We start from the raw sequence: 1,414 nt of genomic DNA on the forward strand, positions 1-1,414 counted from the left end.
GGCTTCTAACGCGATAACAAACTCGCGTATTCGTTGCATCCCTATCCACATGGCCTTAGGGCCGGGAGGCCCGTCATTTTTGCGCCCTAAGTAGCCTCCCAGGCTTGTGACCAGTAAAACCATCTCGCCCAAAGAAGGCGGTACAGAGGGCGGTTGACACCGTTTGACCACAACATAGGCCGCTTTCCACTCCGAAGCCTCAAACACCATCTCGCAGCTTAAATCCGGACAAGCACGTCCCAGCATCAGGCCGTAAAGCACGCGCCATGTGGTAATCAAGTACAAACCAATGCAGGGTAACAACCGTTCTTCGGTTTCCAGTTGCAATCGACTGACCTGACAACCATTTTTCAGCACATTGAAAAACACTTCGATAGACCAGCGTACCCCGTACCACTCAACCACGGTGCTCGCCTGTTCCAGGCGGGTGACCGGCAGACTGGTCAACAGCATCCACTCCAGAGGCTCAACGCCGTCTATGGTGTTTTCTTCACGGGCCAAAACAGCATTGATCGAGACACTGGGCAATTTATAACCCGACCTGTCGGGGGCCCGCAGGGTCACGGTTGCTGCGCGCAATGTGACATCAGCCAGCCGGGCGGGGCGTTGGACGCGCGCTTTGACTTCAACCTTGAGTGTTCCCAAAGCAGGGGCCTGCTCCAGTTCCGACCACAACTTCCCGTTGTCAGGCCCTGACAAGCGTCTGTCTTGAGCCGCCCGTACGATCCATTGGGCCTGCGTGCCTGGAGCGAATTGCTGATAATCAATAAACCATTCGTACAGATCACCCTCGGCATCGGCGAGGTTGACCACCAAGGTCTGCGGTAGCTGCCCCTGAATCGCACAACTGGTTTGATAACTGTTGATCCAGCGCTGACTCTCTTTCTCGTCAATCCCTTTAGCTGGGCGCTCACGACGGGGGCTCGGTTTATCGCGGCTCCACCACTGAGCGTCGACGACACCCAGACAGATACGGTCGGGGGTAAAGGCGACGGTTGGGTGCAGACGTCGAGAAAACTTCTTCTGCGCCTTGATCGTGCCCATCCCTTTTGGACCGAGATTGACCCATTTGTCCATCTCGGTCGTATCTTGCGCCAACAGCACCACGGGACTGCATTGCATCCGTTGCAGGGTCGCGTCCTGATGGGGCTGCAACACCTTCTGGAACGTGACTTTCTCATTATCAAGAAATCGATAAGCCGCCGTCGTTTCTGCCAGCCCTCGACAAGCGGTCGGGATGCTGTTGCCGGGATGATCGGCTAGGCGTCCTAAAAAGCTGGCGAGCCTGGCATTTAAACGGCCATCACCCAAGTCGGCGGTTTTCATTTCGTCCTGTGCCCAATTCAATCATCGTTCTCCATTTCTCCGAATTTCAAAAATACTTGAAAACAGAGTTATGTAGAACGATGAGCGC

Annotated in this window: 1 protein-coding gene; it reads right to left on the reverse strand. The window is 55.0% G+C overall.

From position 1 onward, the window contains the following. Nucleotides 1–1,347 (reverse strand): IS4 family transposase (locus tag V7773_RS30190; RefSeq protein ID WP_336076493.1); only part of this gene is annotated, 1,347 nt, incomplete at its 3' end. Nucleotides 1,348–1,414 lie beyond the last annotated feature (67 nt).

The sequence above is a fragment of the Pseudomonas sp. 3JA genome (assembly GCF_036961705.1).
GTDB lineage: Bacteria > Pseudomonadota > Gammaproteobacteria > Pseudomonadales > Pseudomonadaceae > Aquipseudomonas > Aquipseudomonas fluorescens_Q.